Here is a 22,855-nt window from a genome sequence, read left to right on the forward strand (position 1 = left end):
CATCAATATCCGGGCAAAAGGTGTGTCCTCAAGCATTGAGTGCCACATCCGACGCCGGGACCCCAAGTCAACTTTTGTGTCAATCTGACATACACGATGCGCGGCCCGAGGGTGTACGCACCCCGCGCCATCGGCGCCGAAGGGCCTATGCCTGGGGTGAATCGCGGGAACAGGGGCTCGCCGCCAGGGGAGGGGCGTGCTATCGAAAGGGGTATCCGCCCGTCTTCGCCTCATCATGGGACTCCTGCCGATGTCTGCCACGCCCGCCGCCATTCCCTTCTCCGCGGTCGTTTTCGACCTGGACGGCACGCTGATCGACAGCGCGCGGGACATGACCCGTGTCCTCAACCGCACCCTGTCCCGCTTCGCCCGGCCCACCGTCAGCGAGGAACAGGTGCGCGGCATGGTGGGCGACGGCTCGGCCGCCCTCGTCCGGCAGGCCTTCGCGGCGACCGGCGAGGCCCTGGGCGACGAGGCGCTGCGGACGGTCCTGGCCGATTATCTCGACGCCTATTTCCAGGACGACGAGCCTCCGGTGCTCTATCCCGGCGTCCCCGAAACCCTGGCGGCGCTGGCGGAGAGCGGGGTGAAGCTGGGGCTGTGCACCAACAAGCCGGAGCGGATCACCCGCAAACTGCTGGAGGGGCTGGACCTGTCGCCGCTGTTCTCCGCGCTGGCCGGTGGCGACACGCTGCCGGTGAAGAAACCGGACGGGCGCCATCTGTCCTGGGTGGTGGAGGCGCTGGGCGGCGGCACCGCCGCGATGGTGGGCGACAACCGCAACGACGTGGCGGCCGCCCGCGCCGCCGGGGTGCCGGTGGTGGCGATGACCTACGGTTATCCCCGCATGCCGGTGCAGGAACTGGGCGCCGACGTCCTGCTCGATCGCTTCGCCGACCTGCCGGACGCCCTGCGGCGGCTGGGCGCCTGAGTGACGGACCGCGTCGCCGGGGGCAGCGGGGTCTTCGCCGTAGGTCTCCTTCTTGTCATGGTTAACGAGAGATTAACGGTGGCTAACGAAAGGTAAATGTAGTTGGATGGGTGCATCGAATGGTGGTGAGCGAAGGAGACACCCGATGGCCCAGATCCTTGCCTTCCCCGGTAAGACCCAGACCGGCAAGACCCTGTCCGCCGACGCCCTGTCCGCTGACGCTCTGTCCATCGAGGCCAACACCGCCAACCGCACCCCGGCCAACAGCCAGATCGACTCGGCGACCGCCGACTTCGACCGGATGATGGCCCATCACAGCGACCTCCAGCGCAAGATGGCCGAGTTCAACCGCCTGTGCGAGCAGGCGCTGGCCGAGCGGCCGATGGCCGAACTGCTGTACCACCCCACCGCCTGCAGCGGCAGCGTCGGGCGCGCCTGATTCGTCAAGGCGTCCCGGCGGGACGCTCCGCCGTCCGGTCGGTCTTGCGGGCGGCGGTGAGATGGACGACGACCCCGCCGAATCCGCTGTCGGTCTCCAGCCGGACGGGCAGGGGCGGGCCGGCCCCCTCCACCGGGGCGATCCAGAGATCGACGGGTGGGCGTTCCTCCCGGCCTCCGCCGCGCTGCCAGAAGGCTTGGCGCGGCGTGCGCTCGTAACCGGCGATCGGCTTGTGGGACACCCGGCATTGCCGCGCCGCGCCGGAGAACACCGAATGGCGCGACGTTCCCACCATGGTCATTCCCCGGTCCGTGAAGATCATGTCGTAGCGGCGGCGCCCGTCATAGATGGGCACCGTGCGCTGGCATCCCTCGCCATGCAGCCCGGCCAACAGCATCTCCAGGACGCCGCTCAGCGGATCGCGGGTCTGTCGGGTGAGATCCTGGGGAACGGGGTCGCGGTCCTCCTCCTCCGGGGGCGGGGAGACCTGTGTGCGGACGCTGCCGTCCGCGGCGTAATCCAGGGTGACGGTCCGGGGGGAGCCGCGCAGGACGCCGGACTGGGTGTGGCGGATCGGGGCGACGCCATCGGGGCGGACCGTGCCGACGCTGAGCGATTGGGTTTCCCAGGGAAAAAGACGCCCCAGAAAGCCGTCCGTCGCGGCGTTGACCTGGACGCTGTATCGGCCTTCGGTCAGGGTCAGCTCCGCCCGCGCGTCGAGCACGGCAACGCCGCCGACATGGACGCGGTAGTCCAAGTGCCAGCGCTGCGCCTGGGCGGGCAGGGGGAGCAGCCCGGCGAGCGCCGCGCACAGCCCGGCCGCGAGGGCGGCAGAGGGAAGTCTGGCGGGAAGCGCGGTCCGGTGCGTCATGTCCATGGGCTCATCGGGGGCTCCGGGCGGAAGGGTTTCTTTGATATTGGTGTGAAACAGGTGCTTGACAGGAGGGGGCGGGGCCTTTAGAAACCCGCCTCACCGCAGCGGCGGCAACGACGCGACAGCGAAACGAGCCTGATGCCGACGCGGTTTTACTGGGATGGGCGCATAGCTCAGCGGGAGAGCACACCCTTCACACGGGTGGGGTCGTAGGTTCAATCCCTACTGCGCCCACCATCCCAAAGTCCGGTGGTTCATGGGCTTTGCGGATGGTACCATCCCTTCCACCACAAGGGCCGGTCAGGATCGGGGTCCATCGGGCCTCGCGTTGCCGTCTCCGCGGTGCGTCAGCGGTTGTTTCTTTGGGATGGGCGCATAGCTCAGCGGGAGAGCACACCCTTCACACGGGTGGGGTCGTAGGTTCAATCCCTACTGCGCCCACCATCCCAAACACCGCCCCTTCTCCGAAACATCGTTGGAATTCGCCAGTAACAAGCCGTCGCCCCGGTTGCGCGACCATGTTCTGCGGCGTGAATACCACAAAAAACCTCCGCTCAATCGCGCGTGCCTTTTTGAGACGAACGCCGCCGCAGTTGATTCAGATCAGCTACAGCCTGAGGGGTTTTCGTCTATCGCTTCCAGCATCCGATTTGCTCAATCATCTGGAAGCAGTGACATGGAAGATACGCGCGTGACCCTTCTCGCCCTCGGCCTGCTGGTCGTGGCGCTCGTCGTGATCCTCGGTTCGGTGGTCCTGTCTCCGGCCACCCTGGTCCTCCTGGCCACGCTCGGCGCCTGGGTGAACCTGACCTATCTGGTCGCCGTCACGCTGATGCGTTGACCCCGCCCGCGGGCGGGGCGGGCTTGGCGGCCCAATCCGCCCGCAGGTTCACCTGCAGGCCCACCTGCAGGATGGAAAAATTTCAAATTTGAGCGCTGCCGGTTAATTCCATGACTGGACAGCGCCGGGCCGGCGGTTTATCCCAGCGCCGTTTATGACGCCTGTGGAGCACCCGCCATGACCTCCCTCGCCGCCGCCCGCCTGCCGGAGTCGGAACAGCCCCTGCCGGTCGTCCGCAGCGTGGACGATCTCCGCGCCCAGGTCTCCGCCTGGCATCGCGACGGCAAGACGGTGGCCCTGGTGCCGACCATGGGGGCCCTGCACGACGGCCATCTCGCCCTGGTGCGCCGCGCGCGCGAGCTGGCCGACCGGGTGGTCTCCAGCGTCTTCGTCAACCCGACCCAGTTCGCCCCGCACGAGGACTTCGACCGCTACCCGCGCGACGAGGCCGGGGATTCGCGCAAGCTCGCCTCGGCGGGCTGTCATCTGCTCTACGCCCCCACGGTGCGCGCAATGTATCCGGAGGGCTTCGCCACGGCCATCTCGGTCGGCGGCCCGGCGGAGGGGTTGTGCGGCACCTTCCGGCCCCAGATGTTCGGCGGCGTCGCCCTGGTCGTGACCAAGCTGTTCCTCCAGGCCCAGCCCGACGTGGCGGTGTTCGGGGAGAAGGATTACCAGCAGCTCATGGTCATCCGCCGTTTCGCCCGCGATCTCGACATCCCGGTGCGGGTGGAGGGGCTTCCGACGGTGCGCGAGACCGACGGGCTCGCCATGTCCTCGCGCAACGCCTACCTGTCCGCAGACGAGCGCGCCCGCGCGCCGGAGCTGAACCGCGCGCTTCGCGACGCCGCCTCGGCGCTGGCCGGCGGCGCGGAGGCCGCCACGGTCCTGGAGGCGGTGCGGGCGCGCATCACCGCCGCCGGCTTCGGCTCCATCGACTATGTCGAGCTGCGCGACGCCGACACGCTGGCGCCGGTGACCCGCGCGGAGCGGCCGGCGCGCCTGCTGGCCGCCGCCTGGATGGGCAAGGCCCGCCTGATCGACAACGTGCCGGTCCTTCCGGCGTAACCGCCGGCGTTCCATCCCCGGTTCGCACGCCTGCCCACGCCACGGGAAGCATCGCAGACCGGGCGTGGTGCCCTATACTCTCTGCCGAACCCGCGGCCGACCGCGAGGCTGCGCGCAAGAAACGAGGGAAGGAAGGCACCATGCCGTATGATTCCGTGGACACCGCCCGCCGTCTTGGGTTGAAGGACGCCGAGCTGCTGCGTTTCCAGGGCTTCGTCGATGGCCGGTGGATCGACGCCGACAGCGGCAAGACCGTGGAGGTGACCAACCCCGCCGACGGCAGCGTCCTCGGCAGCGTGCCGATGATGGGCGCCGACGAGACGCGCCGGGCCATCGAGGCCGCCGAGCGCGCCTGGCCGGCCTGGCGCGCCCTGACCGCGAAGGAGCGCGCGAAGGTCCTGCGGACGTGGTTCGACCTGATGATGGCGAACCAGGAGGATCTCGCCCGCATCATGACGGCGGAGCAGGGCAAGCCGCTGGCCGAGGCGCGGGGCGAGGTGGCCTACGCCGCGTCCTTCATCGAATGGTTCGCGGAGGAGGGCAAGCGGGTCTACGGCGACACCATCCCGCAGCATCTGCCGGGCCGCCGCATCGTCGTGACCAAGGAGCCGATCGGCGTCACCGCCGCCATCACGCCGTGGAACTTCCCGGCGGCGATGATCACCCGCAAGGCCGGCCCGGCGCTGGCCGCCGGCTGCCCGATGGTCATCAAGCCGGCGACCGCCACCCCGCTGACCGCGCTCGCCATGGCGGTGCTGGCGGAGCGGGCCGGCATCCCGGCGGGCATCCTCAGCGTCGTCACCGGCTCTGCCCGCGCCATCGGCGGCGAGATGACCGGCAACCCGACGGTGCGCAAGCTGACCTTCACCGGCTCCACCGAGATCGGCAAGGAGCTGATGGCCCAATGCGCCGGCACGGTGAAGAAGGTGTCGCTGGAACTGGGCGGCAACGCGCCTTTCCTGGTCTTCAACGACGCCGACCTCGACGAGGCGGTGAAGGGCGCCATCGCGTCCAAGTACCGCAACACCGGCCAGACCTGCGTCTGCGCGAACCGGCTGCTGGTGCAGTCCGGAGTGTACGACGCCTTCGCGGCCAAGCTGGCCGAGGCGGTGAAGGCGCTGAAGGTCGGTCCCGGCCTGACCACCGAGGGGGCGCAGCAGGGGCCGCTGATCGACATGGCCGCGGTGGAGAAGGTCGAGGATCACATCCGCGACGCCACGGAGAAGGGCGCCCGCGTCGTCCTGGGCGGCAAGCGGCATGACCTGGGCGGCAGCTTCTTCGAGCCGACCATCCTCGCCGACGTGACCCCGGCGATGAAGGTGGCCCGCGAGGAGACCTTCGGCCCGGTCGCTCCGCTGTTCCGCTTCGAGACGGAGGAGGAGGCCGTGCGCATGGCCAACGCCACCGAGTTCGGTCTGGCCGCCTACTTCTACAGCCGCGACATCGGGCGCGTCTGGCGGGTGGCGGAGGCGCTGGAATACGGCATCGTCGGCATCAACGAGGGCATCATCTCCACCGAGGTCGCCCCCTTCGGCGGCATGAAGGAAAGCGGCATCGGCCGCGAAGGTTCCAAGTACGGCATCGAGGATTACTTGGAAATCAAGTATTTGTGCATGGGCGGCATCGGCGGCTGAAAGCCGGCCGCTGATTTCAAGTAAAAAAGCGGGGCCGGTCGCGCGACGCGCTTTGACCGGCCCCGCTTTTTTATCTAGAATAAATCATCGTTAAATTTACCCATGCCCCCATCAGGGGAATGATGGGGGAAAGGCGGCCCGGTGCGGTTCCTGCTGCGGCGCTCCGATGGGGAGTCGGTGTCCCTGATGCCCGTCCTCATCGCGGTGGCGCTGGTGCTGCTCGCCGCGCTGGGCACCTGGACCGTGGTGTCGGGCAAATCCGGCGCCCGAAGCGCCGGTGGCGACCGCAACGCGCAGAAGACCTACGCGTCCCTGCCGACGATGACCTTCACGCTGGGGGGCAGCGACGCGCGTCTGGTGGACATCCGCGTGCTTCTGGAGATCGAGCCCACCGGGGACCCGAATCCGGCCACGCCCTTCGTCCCCCGCATCGCCGACCAGATGGCCGACCGTCTGCGCCAGATCGAGCCGAGCCAGTTGAGCGGGGCCGAGGGCGCCAACCTGATCAAGAGCACCGTGGCGAGCGTGATGAAGCGCGAGGCGCAGACCATCCGGGTGCGCGAGGTGCTGCTGGAGCGGATGGTGGTGCGGTAGGGGCTCGCACCGCTTGCCCCCACCCTAACCCTCCCCCGCTTCGCAGGGGAGGGAACTGCCGCCGCTCCGCAGAAGGCACCCTCCCCTGCGATAGCGGGGGAGGGCCGGGGTGGGGGCAGCAGTGCCCCCAGGAAAACGCCTTACTCCGCCGCCGCGCGGCGGTCGGCGTCGCGCTTCAGACGGGCGCGCTTCAGCTCTTCGGCCAGCAGGAAGGCCAGTTCCAGCGCTTGGCTGGCGTTCAGCCGCGGGTCGCAGGCGGTGTGGTAGCGCAGCGCCAGCTTGTGGTCGGTGATCGCCTGGGCGCCGCCCGTGCACTCCGTCACGTCCTGGCCGGTCAGCTCGAAATGGACGCCGCCGGCGTGGGTGCCTTCGGCCTCGTGCACCGCGAAGAAGTCGCGCGCCTCCGACAACACCTTCTCCACCGGGCGGGTCTTGTAGCCGCTGGAGGACTTGACGGTGTTGCCGTGCATCGGGTCGCTGGACCAGACGACGACGCGGCCCTCGCGCTGCACCTTGCGCAGCAGGGGCGGGAACTTCTCCGCCACCTTGTCGGCGCCCATGCGGACGATCAGGGTCAGGCGGCCCGGCTCGTTGGTCGGGTTCAGCAGGTCGATCAGGCGGATCAGCTCGTCCGGATCGGTGGTCGGGCCGCACTTCAGGCCGATCGGATTCTTCACGCCGCGCAGGAACTCGACATGCGCGCCGTCCGGCTGGCGGGTGCGGTCGCCGATCCACAGCATGTGGGCCGACACGTCGTACCAGTCGCCGGTGGTGCTGTCGACGCGGGTCATCGCCTGCTCGAACGGCAGCAGCAGCGCCTCGTGGCTGGTGAAGAACTCGGTCTCGCGGATCTGCGGGGTGGTCTGGGCGGTGATCCCGCAGGCCGCCATGAAGCCCAGCGTCTCGTCCAGCCGGTTGGCGATCTCGCGGAACTGCTCACCCGCCGGCGAGCGCTCGACGAAGCCCAGCGTCCACTGATGGACCTTGTGCAGGTCGGCGTAGCCGCCCTGGGAGAAGGCGCGCAGCAGGTTCAGCGTGGCGGCGGCCTGGGTGTAGGCCTGCATCATGCGCTCCGGATCGGGAACGCGGGCGTCGGGCGTGAAGTCGAAGCCGTTGATGATGTCGCCGCGGTAGGACGGAAGCTCGATCCCCTCCAGCACCTCGGTGTCGGCGGAGCGCGGCTTGGCGAACTGCCCGGCCATGCGGCCCACCTTCACCACCGGAATGGCGGCGCCGAAGGTCAGCACGACGGCCATCTGCAGCAGGACGCGGAAGGTGTCGCGGATGTTGTTCGGGTGGAACTCCGCGAAGCTCTCCGCGCAGTCGCCGCCCTGGAGCAGGAAGGCGTTGCCGGCGGCGGCGGCGGCGAGGCTGTCCTTCAGCCGGCGCGCCTCGCCGGCGAAGACGAGCGGGGGATAGGAGGACAGGCGCTGCTCCACCGCTTCGACCTTGGACGGGTCCGGATAGGTCGGAAGCTGCTTCGCCGGCTTCGACCTCCAACTGTCGGGGGACCAACGCTCAACCATGACGCCCGCTCTTTCCTTGTGCTAAGGGTTCCCCAGCCGGCCGGATGACGGCCGGAGGGGTACTCTGTATAGCGGTCGCCGGGAAATTTTTCCATAGTTTCGACCGCAACTTCCGCAATGGATGATGCGGCCCGTCGCCCGAAAAAGCGCGCTGGCCGGGGCGTCCGGCCGCGGCCTATACAGACGGATACGCAGGTGTGCGGAAGGGTTGAGCGGGTGAAACCATCCTCCTGGGGTCAGGCGGCCTCCGTCTATCTTGACCGGCGCGTTCTGGCCATTCTGTTCCTCGGCTTTTCCGAAGGGCTGCCGCTGGCGCTGACCGGGTCCACCCTGTCGGTCTGGCTGCGCGAGGGCGGCATCAGCAAGACGGCCATCGGACTGTTCGCGCTGGTCACCATGCCCTACGCGCTGAAGTTCGTCTGGGCGCCGCTGATCGACCGGCTGCGGCTGCCGGTGATGACGCGGCTGTTCGGGCGGCGGCGCGGCTGGGCGCTGGTGGCGCAGGCCGGGCTGATGGCGGCCCTGATCGGGCTGGGCAGCACCAACCCGGTCACCGACCTGTGGTGGACCGCCATGCTGGCCGTGGTGGTGGCCTTCTTCTCGGCCAGCCAGGACATCGTGGTCGACGCCTACCGCGTCGAGGTGCTGGAGGAGCACCAGCAGGCCGCCGGTGCGGCCATCCTCGTGCTCGGCTACCGCTTCGGCATGCTGGCGGCGGGGGCGGGGGCTTTGTACCTCGCGGAGTTCTTCGGCTGGCACGTCGCCTACTACGTCATGGCCGGGCTGGTCGCGGTCGGCATGGTGACGATCCTGCTGAACCGCGAGCCGAAGGTCGCGGATTCGGCGGAGTCCAGGGCGCGGGAGCAGCATGTGGCCGACTGGCTGGCCGCCCGCCCGCACCTGACCGGCTGGAAGGCGGACCTGCTGGCCTGGGTCTACGGCGCCGTCGTGGCGCCCTTCGTCGAGTTCATGACGCGCCCGGCCTGGGCTGCGATCCTGCTGTTCATCGCCTGCTACAAGCTGGGGGACGTGCTGGCGGGGGTGATGTCGGCGCCCTTCTACGTCGATCTCGGCTTCGAGAAGACGGAGATCGCCAACGTCACCAAGCTGTTCGGCCTGTGGGCGACGATCATCGGCGGGCTGATCGGTGGGGTGCTGGTCGGGCGCATCGGCGTGCTGCGCGGGCTGCTGGTCGGCGGGCTGATGCAGATGCTGTCCAACCTGGGCTACGTCATGCTGGCGCAGGTCGGGCACGACCTGTCGGCGCTTGCGGTGACCGTGGCGCTGGAGAATGTCTGCGGCGGCATCGCGACGGCGGCCTTCGTCGCCTATCTGTCGAGCCTGTGCAACACGGCCTACACGGCCACGCAATACGCGCTGCTCAGCAGTTTCTACAAGCTGGGCGGGGACCTGTTCGGCGCCTCGTCGGGCTGGCTGGCCGAGCGGATGGACTGGAGCAGCTTCTTCCTGCTGTCCACCGGCGGAGCGGTGCCGGGGCTGCTGGTGCTGCTGTGGCTGATGACGCGGCCAAGGCGGGACGAGGCGGCGGTGAAGGCCTGATTCCTTCTCCCCTCCGGGGAGAAGGTCAGGATGAGGGGGCGGCCGTGAGGCCGACCACGTTGTCTCATTGCAGAGCGTGGACGCCCTGGCGGGCGCCCCCTCACCCCAGCCCTCTCCCCAGGGGGAGAGGGGGATTGAGATGTTACTTGACCGGGGTCATCTTGCCGGAACCGGGGCCGGCGCCGAGGTCGGCGCCCGTCACCGGGTTCACGTCGGTTCGCGACATGGTGCGCTTGGCGGCCTCGTTGACGGCCTTCATCTCCTCCGCCGCCAGCCGGACGGAGGGGTTGCCGTCGCCGCCGCTGACCGGGGCCTGGTCGGGGGTGACGTTCACGAACTCCCACTGCTCGCCCTGGTTCCACGGGCCGCGGGAGTCGCCGTCGCCCTGGCTCATGTTGTAGTACTTGTCGGTGTATTCGGGATTGCCCGGCAGCTTGCCCGGCGGGAAGTTGTTGTCGATCGAATAGAGCGCCTTCTCGAACATCTTCTGGTGCGCGATCTCGCGGGTCATCAGGAAGGTCAGCGCGTCCTTCACGCCCGGATCGGGGGTGATGTTGATGAGACGCTCATAGATGATCTTGGCCCGCGATTCCGCGGCGATGTTGGAACGCAGGTCGGCGGTCGGCTCGCCGATGCTGTCGATGTAGCCGGCGGTCCAGAGCTGCCCCGCGGAGTTGGTCAGCGCCGGGCCGCCGCCGTAGAGCAGGGCCAGCGTGTGGCTGCCGTTGCCCTTGGCGATGTCGGCGTAGAGGTCGGTGACCTCCTCCGCGCCCTCGGCCAGCTTGCCCTTCACGCCCTTGGTCAGCATGGCGACGATGCTGCCGATGATTTCAAGATGGCTCAGTTCCTCGGTCGCGATGTCGATCAGCATGTCCTTGCGGCCAGGGTCCTCGTCGGCCAGGCCCTGCGTGAAGTAGCGCAAGGCCGCCGCCAATTCGCCCTGGGGGCCGCCGAACTGTTCCAGCATCAGGCTGGCCAGCTTCGGGTCCGGTTCAGCGACGCGGACCGTGTACATCAGGTTCTTGTTGTGCATGAACATGCGTAGGAGCCCTTCCGGAGCCTGGATGAAGGATGGAGGACGGCGGCATCCGCGGGGGTGCCGGACCGCCGCCATGATCGCCGCCGCCATCGTCGTGTGCCCTCAACACCGGCTTCTTAGAAGCGTTCCAGGAAATCAGGCTCCTGACCTTTGGTTTAATGTTCGATCGTTAGGACACCTTCTCGCGCATCAGGACGAACTCCTCCGCGGTAGAGGGGTGGAGAGCGATGGTGCGGTCGAAATCTTTCTTTGTGGCGCCGCAGTTGAGGGCGATGCCCAGCCCCTGGACGATCTCCGGCGCGTCCATGCCCATCATGTGGCAGCCCAGCACGCGCTGGCTCTCGCCGTCCACCACCAGCTTCATCAGGACGCGCTCGTCGCGGCCCGACATGGTGTGCTTCATCGGGCGGAAGCCGGCCTTGTAGATGTCCACGGTCGCGTATTTCGCCCGCGCCTCCGCCTCGGTCAGGCCGACGGTGCCGAGCGGCGGGATGGAGAAGACGGCGGTCGGGATGTTGGCGTAGCTGATGCTGGTCGGGTTGTCGTTGAACAGCGTCTCCACGAACGCGCGCCCCTCGGCGATGGCGACGGGGGTCAGGGCCATGCGGTCGGTCACGTCGCCGACGGCGAAGATGTTGTCGACGCTGGTGCGCGAATACTCATCCACCCGGATCGCCCCGGCGTCGTCCAGCGCGACGCCGGCGGCTTCCAGCCCGAGGTCGCGCGTGTTCGGACGGCGCCCGGTCGCCGCCATGACGAGGCCGGCGGAATGCTCCCGCCCGAGCTGGTCGGTGACGGTGAAGCCGCCGGGGCCTTCCTCGACCTTCACCGGCTGGGTGCGGGTGAGGATGTTGATGCCGCGCTTGCGCATCTCCTGGGCCAGGGCGACGCGGATGTCGTCGTCGAAGCCGTTCAGAAGCTCCTCGCCGCGGATCATGATCGTGACCTCGGCGCCCAAGCCCCGGAAGATCCCGGCGAATTCGACGGCGATGTAGCCGCCGCCCAGGATGATGACGGAGTGGGGCAGGGTGCCGAGCTGCAACGCCTCGTTGGAGGTGACGGCGTGCTCGATCCCCGGAATCTTGGGCAGCGCCGGCCAGCCGCCGGTGGCGACCAGGATGTTCTTCGCGGTGTAGCGCTTGTTCGCGACCTCCACCGTGTGGCGGTCGATCAGCCGTCCGAAACCGGTGTGCAGGGTGACGCCGGAGTTCTCCAGCATCTTGATGTAGATGCCGTTCAACCGGTCGATCTCGGCGTCCTTGCGCCCGATCAGCGTCGCCCAGTCGAAGGCCGGCATGGTGGTCGACCAGCCATAGGCGCTGGAGTCCTCGAAGGCGTCGCGGAACTGGGCGGCGTAGACCAGCAGCTTCTTCGGCACGCAGCCGCGGATGACGCAGGTGCCGCCGACCCGGCTGCCTTCGCAGATGGCGACCTTGGCCCCCATGGACGCGGCCCGCCGGCTGGCCGCGACGCCGCCGGAGCCGGCACCGATGGTGAAAAGGTCGAAATCGAACTCGGCCACGGCCGTCTCCTTGCAATCCCAAGAGCAATCCCAAGAGCCATAGCGGCCCACGATCCGAACGGGACAGGAGTGTTCCCCATTCCGGCACGCCTGTCGAGCGTTGGCCGAGGGGGCGGATCGGGGTGGCGGATCGGGGTGGCGGGCTGGCCTTCCCTCAGCGCATGACGAGTTCCTGGACCAGCACTTGCCGGATCTTCATCGCGCCGAGTTCCTTCGCGGCGGTGCGCATCACCGCGTCCTTGATGTAGAAGGCGCCGTTGCGCCCGCGCAGCTCGCCGGGGTCGGTGTCCAGCATCACATTGGTCATGGCGCTGGCGATGCGCGGCCCATAGCTTTCCACCGTCTTGACGGGGGCGGTCGGCTCCATGTCGAGCACCACGCGGACCCGCAGCTCGCGCAGCCGGTCGCCGTCGCTCAGCGTGAAGATCATCGCCGGCAGGCGGGCGTAGTTGGCGGCGGTGCGCAGCGTGTCCCCCACCACGCGCCCGGCCTGGGCCGTGCCGGGCTTCAGCAGGAAGGCCCCGCCGGTGCCCGCGGCGGCCAGCCCGGCCATGGTGCAGAGAAGCCCGACCACCACACGGCGGCCGAGACGGTCCAGCGTCGAGGGGGGCGCCGCAATGTTCGGCGCGTTCTGGCGGATTGTCCGGCTCATGCCGACCTCGTCGCTTTTCCCGGCACCGAAAGGGGAGGTGCCTGTTCTTGAGTGTATGGTGGATGGATAAAAGGAAGGCGTCAAATACAGGTATTTTATACTTTTTGGCGAGAGCGCATTACAGAGAGGAACTGCGCATCTCTTCTCATCTTCTTTGCGTTTGAAATGCGCCGGATTTCGTAGCGTATTTTTGGTAAATCACCATTGCTTGCGGCGGTTGGCCGTTGCGGATGAAGCCTCTTCCACCGGAGGGCCGGGGCGTATAATGCTGGTTTCTCTATCGGATTGCCGTTTCCGCGGTGGGGGCGGCCTCCGGACGTGACCGTCGCGAAGGGCAAGAGCGGGAAGACAAGGACATCGCCATGGACGAGACCAGGAACCAGCCGCCGGCCAGTCACACGCCCGCCAGCCATCCGCCCGCGTCGGCCATCACCGAATGGACCGACACCTATTTCAAGCGGACCAAGGAAGCGGTCGGGAAATTCGGTGACAAGAAGGTCACCTACGCCATCTTCATGCGCCGCCCGGTGGTCTGCGCGCCGCGACTCGCCATCGAATGGCTGGAGGCGGTGGCGCGGGAGCGCGGGTTCGACCTCGACATCGTCCTGAACTATCCGGAAGGAAAGTGGGTCGGTGCGGGCGAGCCGATCCTCTACATCACCGGCTCCTTCTATCATCTGGTCGACACCGAGACGATCATCCTGCAGAAGCTCGGCCCCGCCTGCGTCGGCGCCTACAACGCCTTCACCATGTGCGCCGACCTGCCGAAGACCGCCTTCCTCGCCATGGAGGCGCGCCACTGCGCCGGCACGGAGATGGAGGAGATGATGGCCTACGCCGCCTCGGTCGGGTCGGACCGGGCGAAGCGCAAGGTCGGCGCCAAGGGCTTCATCGGCAACGCCACCGACGCCACCGCCCATTTCTTCGGCCAGAAGAAGGGCATGGGCACGATGCCCCACGCGCTGATCGGCTACGCCGGATCGACCGTGCGCGCGGCGGAGATGTTCCACGAGACCTTCCCCGAGCTGCCGCTGACCGTCCTGGTCGATTACTTCGGGCGCGAGGTGACCGACGCGCTGGAGGTCTGCCGCCGCTTCCCCGGCCTCGCCGCGCAGGGCAAGCTGGCGGTGCGGCTCGACACGCCGGGCGGGCGCTTCCTGGAGGGGCTGGACCCGCCGGGCTCCTACGCGGTGCTGGAGCGGCACGCCCCCCATTCCATCCGCGGCTACCGCGACGAGACGCAGCTCCGCTACCTGATCGGCACCGGCGTGTCGGCCGCGGCGATCCATTTCATGCGCGAGAAGCTGGACGAGGCCGGATTCCCGGCGGTGAAGATCGTCGCCAGCTCCGGCTTCGGCCCGGCGAAGTGCCGCCTGATGGCGGAGGCCAACGCCCCCGTCGACATCATCGGCACCGGCAGCTATCTGCCCGAACGCTGGACCGAGACCTACGCCACCGCCGACATCATCGAGTACGACGGCGAGAAGCGCGTGAAGGTCGGCCGCGAGTTCCTGTTCCGCAAGTAGCATCGTCGTTCCACGCACGTCGTTCCGCGCACATCGTTTCACACAAGGAAAGCCCCTCCGCTGGCCATGCCGCGGAGGGGCTTTGCGTTCAGCGGGTCAGCACCATCACCAGCCGTTCGACCGGCGTGTTGTTGACGAGGTGCGAGTCGACGATCTCGTCGATGTCGGCGGGCGTTTCCGGGCGGTACCACAGGCCCTCCGGATAGACCACCATCAGCGGCCCGGCGGAGCAGAAGCCGAGGCAGCCGGTCCAGGCCATGCCGACGTCCAGCAATCCCTTGGCCTGGATGCGCTGGCCGAGCTGTTCCCACAGCGGGTGGGCGTTCTTGGCGGCACAGCTCCCACGCGGATGACCGGGCGGGCGCTGTTGGGAGCAACAGAAGACGTGGTGGCGGAACACCTGGGGCAGATCGAGAGACATCGCAGGCTCCAAATTCCATAATTTAAATATGGTTATAGAGCCTGCTGCGGTGCAGCGCCACCGTTTAAAACGATTCCAATATCCCAGGCGCCCTCGATATCAGGCGTCTTCGGCCAGCCGCAGGCCGGTGAAGGACAGGCGGGATTCCGGCCTCAGGTAATGCCGGGCCGTGGGGTTGGCGTGGTCGAAGGGGGTGACGCAGCTGCCGCCCCGCAACACCATGCGGTTGATCATGAAGCGGCCATGGACGGCCTCGTCCACCCCGTCCGGCAGGCGGTAGCCGGGATAGGGGGCGAAGGGGCTGCGCGTCCATTCCCACACGTCGCCGAACAACTGCCAGGGACCGTCGCCGTGGCAGGTGCTGGGGCGCGGGTGGCGGTGGCCGGTGCCCAGCAGGTTGCCCATGCTGTCGCAGCGGGACGCCACGGCCTCCCATTCGGCCTCCTCGGGCAGGCGCTTGCCGGCCCAGCGGGCGAAGGCGTCGGCCTCGAACCAGCTGACATGGCAAACCGGTTCGGCGGGATCGAGCGGACGCATGCCGTAGAGCGTGAAGATCTGCCACGCACCGTCGCGCCATTCCCAATAGAGCGGAGCCTGCCATCCCTCGGTCTGCACCGCCTCCCAGCCATCGGCGAGCCAGAGCGAGCGCTTGGCATAGCCGCCGTCCTCGATGAAGTCTCGGAAGGCGCCGCAGGACACCGGCAGGGCGGCGAGGCGGAAGGGCTCCAGATGGACGCGGTGGCGCGGCCCCTCATGGTCGAAGCCGGCCCAGGCCTCGGTCCGCCCGATCTCGACGAGGCCGCCTTCATGCCCGATCCAGCGTTCCGGCTGCGGCGGAGCAGGCACGGTCTGCGGCGGCTGGTCGTAGGCGGGGCGCAGCGGGTTGCTCCAGAAGGCGTGCTTGATGTGGGTCAGCAGCCGTTCCTGGTGGCGCCGCTCGTGGGTGATGCCGACGACGACGCGGTCGGCGATCTCCGGCAGGTCCGCCTCCTCGGCCTGGTTCAGCAGGTGCAGCACCGCGGCGTTCACATGGTCGCGGTAGCGCATCACCTCCGCCGCGTTGGGCCGGGACAGCAGGCGCAGGGTGGGGGAGGGAAGCTGGTGGCTGCCGAACCGGTCGTCACGGGCGGCGAACAGGGTCAGGAAAGCCGGGTCGAAGGGGCGGTAGCCGGGATTGCAGGGCACCAGGACGGTGGTTTCGAACAGCCACGTCGTGTGGGCGAGGTGCCATTTGGCCGGGGCGCCGTCGGCCACCGACTGGACCATCAAGTCCTCGGGCGACAGGGGAGCCGCGAGTTCGGCGGTGCGGGCGCGGATCTTCTGGAAACGGGTGGAAAGCGCTTGGCGAAGGGCGTCGCCGGACGGCTGGGCGTGCATGGCGAGATGGGTATCGGGCACGGGGGAACCTCCCTGCGGGAGCGGGTTTTCCGCGGCGGGAACGGCGCGGGGGCGCGCCCGGACCATCGCCGGAGGAACAACAGGACCATTGTGCCGTATGGTCCAACCATCCTGGGTGGCGCATCGGAGGGGGGTGTTCTCCGAATTCGCGCATTATACCCGCAATAGGGCTGTGGTTATGCGTCCACCACCAGATGCGGACGGAAGGCGCCTTCGAGCGTCAGAAGAAGGCGCAGATACACGGCGACGCGGCGGGAGGTCGTCGTCCGCTGCTCCAGGCAATCGCGGAGCTGGTTGGCGAGCGCCACATTCTCCGCCGTCTGCCCCGGCGGAAGCGCCGGATGCGTCGGCGCCGCCATGCCGACGATGTGGTCGTGGTCGGCCGGATGGGCCGCGACGGCCTTTTCGAGGAGCGTCGCCGCGATGCGTTCGATGTCCTCATCCGCCGGCGGCGGCTGGGCGAGGTTGGGGGCGAGGTGGGGCGGCGGACGGCGGTTGGCGAGCTGCGCGCGCAGATTCTGCTTGATGCGCGCCCGCTGCCCGGCGTTCAGCGTGTCCAGCTCATCGATCTCGTCGAACAGCAGGTCGTAGAGGCGCCGCCGCTTGTGGTTGGCCTCGTCCTGGTCGCGGCGCTCCTGCTGCTCGCGCTCCTGCTGTTGCAGGTCCTGCCGATTCTGCCGCCGTTTCCTGCGGTCGGTCGCGCTGCCGGTGCGCTCGACCACGCCGGCCGAGCGGACCAGAGGTTCCGGGCGTCCGATCGATCCGTCGGTCATGGCGACCTCCACCGCGAGTGGCTGGGACTGTTCAGTGTACCAACTGTCGCGATTCTGTCAAGGTGACGCTTTGGCGGGAGCGCGGCGGCCCCGTTTCAGGTGAGCGCTGCTCACCCGAAAACGCGGCGTACTCGTTTGTCAGGGGCGTGGCTCGGGCTCGACAGTGGGGCATCGCAAACGCCGGCAAAAGGAACCCGCCATGCCCCTGACGAACCAGCTCGCCGCCCCCGCCACCCCCGTCCTGTGCGTCACCGCCGGGGGAATCGCCACCCTGACCCTGAACCGCCCCGCCAAGCTGAACGCCATCAGCACGGCGCTCGCCGCCATGATGCTCGACACGCTGGACGCGCTGGAGGCCGACGCGGCGGTGCGGGCGATCATCGTCACCGGCGCCGGGGAGCGGGCCTTCTCCGCCGGGGCGGACATCGCGGAGTTCACTCCGGCCGTCCGGCGGGGACCGGAGGCGGCGGTGCGCGCCTTCCGGCCCGGCCAGACGCTGTGCGCGCGGATCGAGGCCTTTCCCAAGCCGGTCATCGCCGCGGTCAACGGCATCTGCTACGGCGGCGGCTGCGAGATCCTGGAGGCGGCGCACCTCGCCGTCGCCAGCGAGCGGGCGACCTTCTCCAAGGCGGAGATCAGGCTCGGCATGATGCCGACCTTCGGCGGGACGCAGCGGCTTCCCCGCAACGCCGGGCGCAAGCGCGCGTTGGAATGGCTGCTGACCGGCGACGCCTTCCCGCCGGCGACGGCGCTGGCGGTGGGGCTGGTCAATCAGGTGGTGGCCCATGACGCGCTGCTGCCCGCCGCCTTCGAACTGGCGGGGCGGATCGTCCGGCATTCCCCGGCGGCGGTGTCCGGCATCCTGGGGGCGGTGACCCGCGGGCTGAACATGACCATCGGCGAAGGGCTGGCGGTGGAGACCGAGCGCTTTGCCCGGCTGGCGCCGGGGGCGGACCTGCGCGACGGGTTGGAGGCGTGGCTGGCGCGCTGAATCACGCTCCTTCCGGGGGATCGTCCGGCGTTTCGGTTTGCGCGGGGGCGTGCCGGTGTGCAGGATGCGGGGGTGGATGTGGACCGCTCCGCCCCCTATCTTCCGGGGCCGGGGCTTTTTGGCGTGGATGGCATGAGCGACGAGAACACCCTGTCCGAGAGCGGCGAATCCCTGGAAAACCGGCGCAAGCGGCTGCGCTTCCGGTCGTGGCACCGCGGCATGCGCGAGATGGACCTGCTGATCGGCAGCTTCGCCGACGCCCATGTCCCGGACTTCGACCACGCGCAGCTCGACCGCTACGAGGCGCTGCTCGAACTCAGCGACCCCGACCTCTACAACTGGTACGCCGGGCGCGAGCCGCTGCCCGCCGAGCATGACACCGACGTCATGCGGCTGTTGACCACATTCCGCTACACGCCCCGTCAGGGGTCCTGAGGCCCGATCCTTGCCCAGCTTCGAACAGTTGCAGCCGGGACGCTCCGGCCGCCTTCTGGTCGGCGGCGCCCCCGCCGGTCATGACGCCCGCGTCCTCGTCGACCTCGCCAAGCGGGCGGGGAGTGCCGGACTTCTCCACGTCGCGCTCGACGACACCCGCGCCGCCCAATTGGCGGAGGCGCTGGCCTTCTTCGCGCCGTCGCTGGAGGTGCAGGTCTTCCCGGCCTGGGACTGCCTGCCCTACGACCGCGTGTCGCCCAACGGCGGCATCGTGGCAAAGCGCATCGACACGCTGACCCGCCTGCTGGCGCGCAAGGCGGACGCGGCACCGCTGGTCGTGCTGACCACCGTCAACGCCATGGTGCAGAAGGTGCCGCCCCGCGCCGCCTTCCGCGACGCGGTGTTCTCGGCACGCTTGCGCGACCGGATCGACCTGGAGAAGCTGCAGCGCTATCTGGCCGGCAACGGCTACACCCGCGCCCAGACGGTGCGCGAGCCGGGCGAGTTCGCCGTGCGCGGCGGCATCATCGACCTGTTCCCGCCGGGCACCGACGAGCCGTTGCGCCTCGACCTGTTCGGCGACGAGCTGGAGGCCGTGCGCAGCTTCGACCCCATGTCGCAGCGCACCACCGACAAGCGCGACGGCATCGACCTGAAGCCGATGTCCGAGGTGTTCCTGGACGAGGCCGGCATCGCCCGCTTCCGCTCCGGCTACCGCGAGCTGTTCGGCGCCGTCACCGACGACGACCCGCTCTACGAGGCGATCAGCGCCGGGCGCAAGTACGGCGGCATGGAGCATTGGCTGCCGCTGTTCCACGAGACCATGGAATCGCTGCTGGCCTACATGCCCAAGGCCATCCTGTCGCTGGACCATCAGGCGACGGAATCGCGCGATTCGCGCATCGCGCAGGTGGTGGACTTCCACGCCTCCCGCGAGAGCATGATCGTCATCGAGAAGCGGACGGGCTCGCCGGTCTACAAGCCGGTGCCGGTCGGCATGATGTTCCTCGACGCCCAGGCCTGGGACGACCTGTTCGCCGCCCACGCCGTGGCGCAGCTCCAGCCCTTCGGCACGCCGCCGGGGATCAAGGGCACGCTGGACGCCGGCGGCCGCCGCGGCCACGACTTCGCGGAGGAGCGGGCGCGGCCCGACGTCAACGTCTTCGAGGCGGTGAAGGACCACATCCGCGCGCTGCGGGCCGACGGGCGGCGGGTGCTGGTGGCCGGCTATTCCGCGGGGTCGCGCGACCGTCTGATGACGGTGCTGGGCGACCACGGCATTCCGGGGCTGGAGCCGGCGGAGAGCATCGAGGACGTCCGCCGCTTCGACCGCAACATCATCGGCATGATCGTGCTGGGGATGGAGCACGGCTTCACCTCCGCCGACATGGCCGTCATCACCGAGCAGGACATCCTCGGCGACCGCCTCGTCCGCCCGGCGGCGAAGAAGAAGCGCAAGGCCGCCAACTTCATCGCCGAATACACGGCGCTGGCGTCGGGCGACCTCGTGGTGCACATGGACCACGGCATCGGGCGCTACGACGGGCTGGAGACGCTGGAGGTGTCCGGCGCCCCCCACGACTGCCTGCGGCTGATCTACGAGGGCGGCGACAAGCTCTACGTCCCCGTCGAGAACATCGAGGTGCTGACCCGCTACGGGTCGGAGGACGCCCACGCGCAGCTCGACAAGCTGGGCGGGGCCGGCTGGCAGGGCCGCAAGGCCCGCGTCAAGAAACGCCTGAAGGACATGGCCGAGGCGCTGCTGAAGATCGCCGCCGAGCGGATGCTGAAGAAGGCCGACCCGGTCTACACGCCGGAGGGCGTCTATCAGGAGTTCGCCGCCCGCTTCCCCTACCCGGAGACGGACGACCAGCTGAGGGCCATCGAGGAGGTCTTCACCGATCTCGGCTCGGGCCGTCCCATGGACCGGCTGGTCTGCGGCGACGTCGGCTTCGGCAAGACGGAGGTGGCTCTGCGCGCCGCCTTCCTCGTCGCCATGAGCGGCCAGCAGGTCGCCGTGGTGGTGCCGACCACGCTGCTGGCGCGCCAGCATTTCAAGACCTTCACCACCCGCTTTGCCGGGCTGCCGCTGCGCGTCGTCCAGCTGTCGCGCATGGTGACGCCCAAGGAGCAGACCAAGGTCAAGCAGGAGCTGACGGAGGGCACCGCCGACATCGTGATCGGCACCCACGCGCTGCTCGGCAAGGGCGTGCAGTTCAAGCAGCTCGGCATGGTCATCGTGGACGAGGAGCAGCATTTCGGCGTGAAGCAGAAGGAGCGGCTGAAGGAGCTGCGCGCCGACGTGCACGTCCTGACGCTGACCGCCACGCCGATCCCGCGCACGCTCCAGATGGCGCTGTCCGGCGTGCGCGAGCTGTCGCTGATCGCCACCCCGCCGGTGGACCGTCTGGCGGTGCGCACCTTCGTGTTGCCCTACGACCCCGTGGTGGTGCGCGAGGCCATCCTGCGCGAGCATTACCGGGGCGGCCAGACCTTCTACGTCTGCCCGCGCGTCGAGGACCTGCCCAAGGTCGCCGAGCGGGTGCGTGAGCTGGTGCCCGAGGTCAAGGTCGTCACCGCCCACGGCCAGATGCCGGCCAGCGAGCTGGAGGAGGTGATGACCGCCTTCGACGAGGGCAAGTTCGAGGTGCTGCTCGCCACCAACATCATCGAGAGCGGCATCGACATCCCCAACGCCAACACGCTGATCGTGCACCGGGCGGACATGTTCGGTCTGGCCCAGCTCTACCAGATCCGCGGGCGCGTCGGCCGGTCGAAGGTGCGCGGCTACGCCTACCTCACCTACGCGCCGAACAAGGCGCTGACCGGCACGGCGCAGCAGCGGCTGCACGTCATCGAGACGCTGGACAGCCTGGGGGCCGGCTTCCAGCTCGCCAGCCACGACATGGACATCCGCGGCGCCGGCAACCTGCTGGGCGAGGAGCAGTCCGGCCATGTCAAGGAGGTCGGCGTCGAGCTGTACCAGCACATGCTGGAGGAGGCCGTCGCCAACGCCCGCGCCAACATGGACGGGCAGGTGCCGAGCGGTGCGGAGGACCAGCCCTGGACCCCGCAGATCAACCTGGGCACGCCGGTGCTGATCCCGGAGGACTATGTCCCCGACCTGACGGTGCGCCTGTCGCTCTACCGCCGCATCGCGGAGCTGGTGGACCGGGCGGAGATCGACGGCTTCGCGGCGGAGCTGATCGACCGCTTCGGCAAGCTGCCGGGCGAGGTGGAGAACCTGCTCGACGTCGTGACCATCAAGCAGCTCTGCCGGCAGGCGGGGGTGGAGCGGGTGGACGCCGGACCGAAGGGCGCCGTTCTGACCTTCCGCAACAACAGCTACGCCGAGCCGGCCAAGCTGCTGACCTACATCAGCCAGCAGATGAGCCTGATGAAGCTGCGGCCCGACCACAAGCTGGTCTACACCCGCGAATGGGCCGACGAGGCCCAGCGGGTGCGCGGCGTCAACCGGCTGATGAGCGATCTGGCGCAGATGGCCGGTGGCGGCGCCGTGCCGAAGGGCGAGGCGCCGCCGCCGCCGCCGCCGCCGCCGCCGCCGCCGCCGCGGCCCAGCGCGCTGAAGGCCGGATCGAAGTTCGGGCGGAACATCCCCTCGCGTCCCTTCGGGCGGCGCTGAGGCGATGAGAAAGGATGGAGGGCCCAAGGATATCGGGTCCAAGGACAGGGGCTTGGCGAAGGCCCTGGCGCTCGGCGGCGACCGGCGGGCCTTCGGCAACATTCCGACGGTGGCGGAGGCGGTGGCCGCCGACCCCGCCCGCTTGCCGGAACTGGTCGCCTGCCTGTTCGACGGTGACGCCGGGGTGCGCATGCGCGCCGCCGACGCCTTGGACCGGGTGTCGCGCGGCGACGCCCGCCCGCTGGACGCCTTCGCCGAACGTCTGCTGACCGAGGCGGCGGCGATCGAGCAGGCCGAAGTGCGCTGGCGGCTGGCCGCGATCCTGCCGCGCCTGACCCTGAGCGAGGAGCAGCGTGGGCGCGCCGTGGCGCTTCTGGAGGACTGGTTCGAGAACCGGGCCAGCCGGATCGTGCAGAGCGCCGCGCTTCAGGCCATGGTCGATCTGGCGGCGGACGATCCGGAGCTTCGCCCGGTCGCGGCGGACATGCTGGGCCGGGCCATGCGCTCGCGCATCCCGTCGCTGGCCGCTAGAGCCAAGCGCATCCTGAAACCGTTCGAGGTGGACCGCGCCACGCTGGACGCCGCCCTGCTGCCGGAGACCAAGCCGCTGACCTTGTCGGTCCTGCCCGACCGGCTGGCGGTGGCGCGGCTGGCGCCGGGGGACGGGATGCCCGGCTGGCTCGACTGGAGCGACCCGCTGGTCAGCGCCACCCGCACGGGGGAGGAGCTGTCGATCCTCTGCCGCGAATCCCGCGTGCCGGACGGCGTGACGGCGGAGCGCGGCTGGCGCGCCTTCAAGGTGGCGGGGCCGCTGGATTTCTCGCTGTTCGGGGTGCTGGCGCGCATCGCGGTGCCGCTGGCCCAGGCGCGGGTGCCGATCTTCGCCATGTCCACCTACGACACCGATTACATTCTGGTGCGGGACGAGGACGTGGAGCGCGCCGCCGACGCGCTGAAGCGGGTCTGCACCGTCGTCGCGCCCTCCTGA

Annotated in this window: 20 protein-coding genes and 2 tRNA genes; 14 read left to right on the forward strand and 8 right to left on the reverse strand. The window is 69.0% G+C overall.

The genetic code is table 11. The annotated features are described in order from the left end of the window. Window positions 1-250 precede the first annotated feature (250 nt). Both gph and TSH58p_RS17040 read left to right on the forward strand, forming a co-directional pair. Window positions 251-931, forward strand: a complete 681-nt coding sequence (gene gph / locus TSH58p_RS17035) for a phosphoglycolate phosphatase (RefSeq protein ID WP_109069742.1) — start codon at window positions 251-253, stop codon at window positions 929-931. A 145-nt stretch (window positions 932-1,076) separates the two neighbouring features. Beyond that, window positions 1,077-1,370, forward strand: a complete 294-nt coding sequence (locus TSH58p_RS17040; protein ID WP_109069727.1) for a hypothetical protein — start codon at window positions 1,077-1,079, stop codon at window positions 1,368-1,370. Window positions 1,371-1,374: 4 nt separating this feature from the next. Here TSH58p_RS17040 and TSH58p_RS17045 read toward each other — a convergent pair whose 3' ends face one another. After that, window positions 1,375-2,241, reverse strand: a complete 867-nt coding sequence (locus TSH58p_RS17045; protein ID WP_247873993.1) for a DUF3108 domain-containing protein — start codon at window positions 2,239-2,241, stop codon at window positions 1,375-1,377. A gap of 165 nt (window positions 2,242-2,406) precedes the next feature. Here TSH58p_RS17045 and TSH58p_RS17050 point away from each other — a divergent pair. The 6 genes from TSH58p_RS17050 (at window position 2,407) to TSH58p_RS17075 (ending at window position 6,381) form a co-directional block, all read left to right on the forward strand. Beyond that, window positions 2,407-2,481, forward strand: a tRNA-Val gene (locus tag TSH58p_RS17050). Between the two features lie 132 nt (window positions 2,482-2,613). Further along, window positions 2,614-2,688: transfer RNA gene (locus tag TSH58p_RS17055), tRNA-Val, on the forward strand. A gap of 232 nt (window positions 2,689-2,920) precedes the next feature. Then, entirely contained in the window at window positions 2,921-3,085 is a 165-nt protein-coding gene (locus TSH58p_RS17060) for a sugar tyrosine-protein kinase (RefSeq protein ID WP_109068284.1), read from the forward strand. 177 nt (window positions 3,086-3,262) lie between these two features. Next, on the forward strand, window positions 3,263-4,153 hold the full coding sequence (panC, locus tag TSH58p_RS17065) for a pantoate--beta-alanine ligase (RefSeq protein ID WP_109068283.1): 891 nt from the start codon (window positions 3,263-3,265) through the stop codon (window positions 4,151-4,153). Window positions 4,154-4,293: 140 nt separating this feature from the next. Next, window positions 4,294-5,787 (forward strand): NADP-dependent succinate-semialdehyde dehydrogenase, encoded by a 1,494-nt coding sequence (gene gabD, locus TSH58p_RS17070; protein ID WP_109068282.1) that lies wholly within the window; start codon window positions 4,294-4,296, stop codon window positions 5,785-5,787. Between the two features lie 186 nt (window positions 5,788-5,973). Beyond that, window positions 5,974-6,381, forward strand: a complete 408-nt coding sequence (locus tag TSH58p_RS17075) for a flagellar basal body-associated FliL family protein (protein WP_247873847.1) — start codon at window positions 5,974-5,976, stop codon at window positions 6,379-6,381. A gap of 140 nt (window positions 6,382-6,521) precedes the next feature. Here the strand turns inward: TSH58p_RS17075 and TSH58p_RS17080 are convergent, their stop codons facing one another. Then, a complete protein-coding gene (locus tag TSH58p_RS17080; protein ID WP_109068280.1) occupies window positions 6,522-7,907 on the reverse strand; it encodes a class II 3-deoxy-7-phosphoheptulonate synthase in 1,386 nt (461 codons plus the stop codon). A 216-nt stretch (window positions 7,908-8,123) separates the two neighbouring features. Here TSH58p_RS17080 and TSH58p_RS17085 point away from each other — a divergent pair, with 216 nt between their 5' ends. After that, window positions 8,124-9,467, forward strand: a complete 1,344-nt coding sequence (locus tag TSH58p_RS17085) for an AmpG family muropeptide MFS transporter (protein WP_109068279.1) — start codon at window positions 8,124-8,126, stop codon at window positions 9,465-9,467. Between the two features lie 142 nt (window positions 9,468-9,609). On the opposite strand, the gene TSH58p_RS17090 is transcribed toward TSH58p_RS17085, so the two are convergent. The 3 genes from TSH58p_RS17090 to TSH58p_RS17100 form a co-directional block, all read right to left on the reverse strand. After that, complete coding sequence (locus TSH58p_RS17090) at window positions 9,610-10,506, reverse strand: manganese catalase family protein (protein ID WP_109068278.1); 897 nt, start codon at window positions 10,504-10,506, stop codon at window positions 9,610-9,612. Window positions 10,507-10,675: 169 nt separating this feature from the next. Further along, window positions 10,676-12,028: a glutathione-disulfide reductase gene (gene gor / locus TSH58p_RS17095; protein ID WP_109068277.1), complete on the reverse strand. Its 1,353-nt coding sequence runs from the start codon at window positions 12,026-12,028 to the stop codon at window positions 10,676-10,678. Between the two features lie 154 nt (window positions 12,029-12,182). Then, window positions 12,183-12,680, reverse strand: a complete 498-nt coding sequence (locus TSH58p_RS17100) for a flagellar basal body-associated FliL family protein (RefSeq protein ID WP_109068276.1) — start codon at window positions 12,678-12,680, stop codon at window positions 12,183-12,185. Window positions 12,681-13,042: 362 nt separating this feature from the next. On the opposite strand from TSH58p_RS17100, the gene TSH58p_RS17105 reads away from it, so the two are divergent. Then, the gene (locus TSH58p_RS17105; protein WP_014240665.1) at window positions 13,043-14,206 is read left to right on the forward strand and encodes a nicotinate phosphoribosyltransferase; all 1,164 of its coding nucleotides are present in this window, start codon (window positions 13,043-13,045) and stop codon (window positions 14,204-14,206) included. Between the two features lie 88 nt (window positions 14,207-14,294). Here TSH58p_RS17105 and TSH58p_RS17110 read toward each other — a convergent pair whose 3' ends face one another. From TSH58p_RS17110 to TSH58p_RS17120, 3 genes are all read right to left on the reverse strand, one after another. Beyond that, window positions 14,295-14,627: a ferredoxin gene (locus TSH58p_RS17110; RefSeq protein WP_109068275.1), complete on the reverse strand. Its 333-nt coding sequence runs from the start codon at window positions 14,625-14,627 to the stop codon at window positions 14,295-14,297. Between the two features lie 99 nt (window positions 14,628-14,726). Further along, window positions 14,727-16,025, reverse strand: a complete 1,299-nt coding sequence (gene egtB, locus TSH58p_RS17115; RefSeq protein WP_109068274.1) for an ergothioneine biosynthesis protein EgtB — start codon at window positions 16,023-16,025, stop codon at window positions 14,727-14,729. 176 nt (window positions 16,026-16,201) lie between these two features. Further along, the gene (locus tag TSH58p_RS17120; protein WP_109068288.1) at window positions 16,202-16,798 is read right to left on the reverse strand and encodes a hypothetical protein; all 597 of its coding nucleotides are present in this window, start codon (window positions 16,796-16,798) and stop codon (window positions 16,202-16,204) included. A gap of 199 nt (window positions 16,799-16,997) precedes the next feature. Here TSH58p_RS17120 and TSH58p_RS17125 point away from each other — a divergent pair, with 199 nt between their 5' ends. The 4 genes from TSH58p_RS17125 (at window position 16,998) to TSH58p_RS17140 (ending at window position 22,855) form a co-directional block, all read left to right on the forward strand. Beyond that, window positions 16,998-17,789, forward strand: a complete 792-nt coding sequence (locus TSH58p_RS17125) for a crotonase/enoyl-CoA hydratase family protein (protein ID WP_109068273.1) — start codon at window positions 16,998-17,000, stop codon at window positions 17,787-17,789. 132 nt (window positions 17,790-17,921) lie between these two features. Beyond that, window positions 17,922-18,224 carry a succinate dehydrogenase assembly factor 2 gene (locus TSH58p_RS17130; protein WP_109068272.1) on the forward strand — a complete coding sequence of 101 codons (303 nt, stop codon included), beginning with the start codon at window positions 17,922-17,924 and terminating at the stop codon, window positions 18,222-18,224. A gap of 10 nt (window positions 18,225-18,234) precedes the next feature. Next, window positions 18,235-21,867, forward strand: a complete 3,633-nt coding sequence (gene mfd, locus TSH58p_RS17135) for a transcription-repair coupling factor (protein WP_109068271.1) — start codon at window positions 18,235-18,237, stop codon at window positions 21,865-21,867. A gap of 52 nt (window positions 21,868-21,919) precedes the next feature. Continuing rightward, window positions 21,920-22,855, forward strand: coding sequence for an ACT domain-containing protein (locus TSH58p_RS17140; RefSeq protein ID WP_247873846.1), 936 nt, complete (start codon window positions 21,920-21,922; stop codon window positions 22,853-22,855).

It is taken from the genome of Azospirillum sp. TSH58, assembly GCF_003119115.1.
Lineage (GTDB): Bacteria > Pseudomonadota > Alphaproteobacteria > Azospirillales > Azospirillaceae > Azospirillum.